Raw genomic sequence first — 3612 nt, 5'->3', positions numbered from 1 at the left:
ACAAAGTAGGTGACATAATGGATACACAATTGATAAAAGGAATGTTGGAAGGATGTATTCTTACTCTTATTAGTCATAAGGAAATATATGGTTATGAACTATTAGTAGAACTAGAGAAGTATGGCTTTGAGAATGTAGGAGAAGGAACATTCTATCCGATATTAACACGTTTGTCTAAGAAGGGATATTTATCATGCAGACAGGTGAAATCAAAAGCTGGACCATATAGAAAATACTATAAGATTACGGATGAAGGATTAGTCCATTTGAGAGAGTTTAAACACTCATATTATAAGATAACGGGTATTGTAGAAAAGATTTTGGAGGATAAAGAATGATTGCACAATATAACACATTAAGAAATCAATTAACAGGAGACTATCAGGCATTCTATGACAAGGCATATCAATATGCACAAGAGAGACATTATCCAGGATTCTATGCGAATGATATACTTATGAGCTTGTTAGATCTATTAATCACAGCACAGATGAACCATAAAGAATTAGATACACTTATTAAGGAAGATCATGATACATTTATTAAGAATTATTTTCATGATCAAGGAAAGAAAACCACATGGATCAATAGCTTCTTTAGATACACCATCTTCTTATGGAACTATGTATTTTATTTGATTCTTACCCCAACATCTCATGCAGGCGGAAAGGTTATAGAAGCAACAATCCTGATTATTCTTATTGATCTTATTATGAAAAACAAGCGATATAATATTCTACTAGATTATATTGTATTGGCTCTTGTACTCATATTACCGTCTATTTCAGTTCCTTATATGATTCCTCTTATTATTAGTATAGTGCTTCTTATTATCAGTACTCTCTATCAAGTGTATTATACATATACACATCAAAATACAATCAGCTACTATAGTGAAGAAGCACAATCACAATCGAATGATTATGTGAATGATATACTTAAGAAGCAGAATGAAGAATTTAATTGTAAAAGAGAAAAACATCATCTTCCACCTCTTACTCTAGAAGAGATGAAACTGTATAAGAAAAGAAGAAATCGTAAGATTGGATTAATCATTGATATCATTGTAGGAATACTCATCTTCTATCTTGCCTATAGAATAGGGGACTATAAAGAAAGTATGACAATGTTGTCTTATTATCTTCCTGTTTATATTATATTCAGTACAAGATATCTCTCTTATCTTGTGAATCCAAAAGGGCAGTTGATTCATATATTAAATATTATTGCAGTGATTAACCTTTATTTCTTTATTCAGGTATGTCATATCAATCATATAGTAATTACTGTATTATGCTTAATGATCATCATGATAGAAACAGGTGCTATGATGATGATTTCTGTCTTTAATAATATATCTGAATACTTTGATCAATTAATCAGTCTTTTTTCAGTTGGTTTCATACTTGTAGAAATGAAAGTAGAGTTCTGGCTTTCAGCCATTATACTTATTGTATTGTTTGGAGCATTAGTTAAAAGCATAAAAAAACAGAAGATATAATCTTCTATTTCTTGTAGAACACTAATGTAGAGTTATTATACTTTAGATACAGTTTATTATTCTTAAAGTAATAGTGAATTGTTTCAGTTGTCTTCATAGACTTCCATGAAGCAGGTGGATCAAAATCATCAAGATGATCACATTGGAGAGTAAGTGTATCATCTTTCTTGATCATTTTTCCTCTTATGACAGGATTACCTGCTTCTGCATCATACATATTAAAAGATAAGTTTTTATCTATTTCTAATGTGAGATATGCAGTATAGATGTCTTTGTTTTCTAATGGAGATTTCTCACATTTCCATGTACCTTCTAATTGTGGTGTAGTGTGACAGGCACAAAGAATAAGAGAAAGAATAATTACACATATTTTTTTCATAACACAGAACTCCTTTCTATAAGCCATAATTCGCATATGTTGACTTTAATTTGAGCATAAACTATAATAAAGACGAAGGAGGAACAACCAGTAAGCGGTTGCCCTTGGATTTTGAATGAGAAAATAACTACCTCAAACTTTACCAGGGAGTGAGGTAGTTATTTTTTTACGTTCTTATCAATAATGATAAGAAGTAATCTAACAACAAGTGTTAATAAAGATATAATCAGCGTTAAACATGTTAACATGATCATGATTATTTCATACGTTGTCATTAGGCATCACCTCCGTTTTCAACTTAAAAGAAGAATTACGAAGGGTTGCGTACCTTCGTCATAACGACCAAGGATAACCACCTACCGTATACGGTTGTTCCATATAAAAATTATATCATATAAGCACGGAGCTATAGATAAGTTATTGAGTATTGAAAAAAATTAAAAGGAGGGATGTTTCATCCCTCTGAGTCTAATTGATATCTTCTAATTTAAAATGAATATCCTTGTTTTCACTTTTAACTGTTAAACGCTTTTTTTTCATATCATTATCTAAGTTGAATGTAAATACTACTTCATCATCTGTAATCTTTATGATTTTTGAATTATTATTCAATGTTGTACCGATATCAGGTTCTATACTAATCTTATAGTATGTATTATCAATAATAACTCCTATACCGTGTCTTTCTATTAACTCCTTATCTTGATATAGATAAGCCATAGAAATTAGACCATCACTTTCTTTAATATCTACAAATTTTATATCTGTCCCATTTTTAAATAATTGACTATACTTATTTAATTTTTTGTTTTTCTTATTTAACTGCACTATGGTTGTTGCTTTGTTTTGGTTTTCAATAAATAAATAGCCATTAAAAACAATCGAGATTCCTAATATAAATATAATGATTCGATACCATTTTTTATTTTTCATGTATGTTCCCCTCCTATTTTACAAGATGCATGTCCTTTTATGGTATATAAGAGTTATTGTAAGTGATCAGTAAGAATGTAGAAGTAGATGCTTCTGCAGAAACACTTGAGCTTAGCAATAGCACTTGCATTTATTGTTATCTCTTTAACAAAAACTTCTCTTTCTTTAATTAGATTATAAGCGCTTAAATTTTTTAAAACAAGTTTATTTCTATATTGCAATTATTTTAATGAACTATAAAGAGAGACATCTTGCTGATAATGGAAAATTATTTTAGGTCTATCAATGATACAGACAACAAGAGGTGTTGGAACCAGATACACACAAGGTAACGATGTATAAAAATGTAAGTTTAAAAAAACATTATTACAATTGAATGTAGTAAATGCTTTATATAATTGTATTATAGAAAGCGCTTACTTACAAAAGAGAGGGATTATAATGAAAACTTACGCACTTTCAGTCTTGAAATTATTCTTTAGTTATTTTATTAGAAAGGATGATGATCTATGAAAAACAAGTTACTATTATTAATCATAATGTTCAGCATTTGTTTTCAAGGCTGTACATCAAAGAAAGTAGATCATAAGATTTATCTAGAAGATACATCTATCTTTACTACAAGCAATGATGGGAATTCTTCTTTCTATTATCGTTTTTATACTCATGACAAGAGTGATTCTTATACCACTTCCGCAAAGACAACTAATCCAGATATTACTGCTGATGTATCATTAAGTGGTGATGAAGATAATGTCCACCAGCTGGAAGTCAATCTTCATAAATAAATCCTTTCGTT

At 29.6% G+C, this 3612-nt stretch carries 6 protein-coding genes; 3 read left to right on the top strand and 3 right to left on the bottom strand.

Annotated features, from left to right (window positions below; genetic code table 11):
• Positions 1-338: PadR family transcriptional regulator (locus tag B2S90_RS05425; RefSeq protein WP_286696664.1), on the top strand; the 338-nt coding region annotated here is incomplete at its 5' end.
• On the top strand, positions 335-1501 hold the full coding sequence (locus tag B2S90_RS05420; protein ID WP_286696663.1) for a hypothetical protein: 1167 nt from the start codon (positions 335-337) through the stop codon (positions 1499-1501). The genes B2S90_RS05425 and B2S90_RS05420, both read left to right, overlap by 4 nt.
• A gap of 4 nt (positions 1502-1505) precedes the next feature.
• Here B2S90_RS05420 and B2S90_RS05415 read toward each other — a convergent pair whose 3' ends face one another.
• From B2S90_RS05415 to B2S90_RS05405, 3 genes are all read right to left on the bottom strand, one after another.
• Entirely contained in the window at positions 1506-1880 is a 375-nt protein-coding gene (locus B2S90_RS05415) for a hypothetical protein (protein WP_286696662.1), read from the bottom strand.
• A gap of 158 nt (positions 1881-2038) precedes the next feature.
• Positions 2039-2155, bottom strand: coding sequence for a putative holin-like toxin (locus tag B2S90_RS05410; protein ID WP_221711073.1), 117 nt, complete (start codon positions 2153-2155; stop codon positions 2039-2041).
• A 193-nt stretch (positions 2156-2348) separates the two neighbouring features.
• Entirely contained in the window at positions 2349-2813 is a 465-nt protein-coding gene (locus B2S90_RS05405) for a hypothetical protein (protein ID WP_286696661.1), read from the bottom strand.
• A 509-nt stretch (positions 2814-3322) separates the two neighbouring features.
• Between B2S90_RS05405 and B2S90_RS05400 the strand changes: the two genes are divergently transcribed.
• Positions 3323-3601 (top strand): hypothetical protein, encoded by a 279-nt coding sequence (locus tag B2S90_RS05400; protein ID WP_286696660.1) that lies wholly within the window; start codon positions 3323-3325, stop codon positions 3599-3601.
• Positions 3602-3612 lie beyond the last annotated feature (11 nt).

The sequence above is a fragment of the Catenibacterium sp. UBA627 genome (assembly GCF_002299355.1).
GTDB lineage: Bacteria > Bacillota_I > Bacilli_A > Erysipelotrichales > Coprobacillaceae > Catenibacterium > Catenibacterium mitsuoka.
This window is presented reverse-complemented; position numbering and strand designations above follow the sequence as displayed.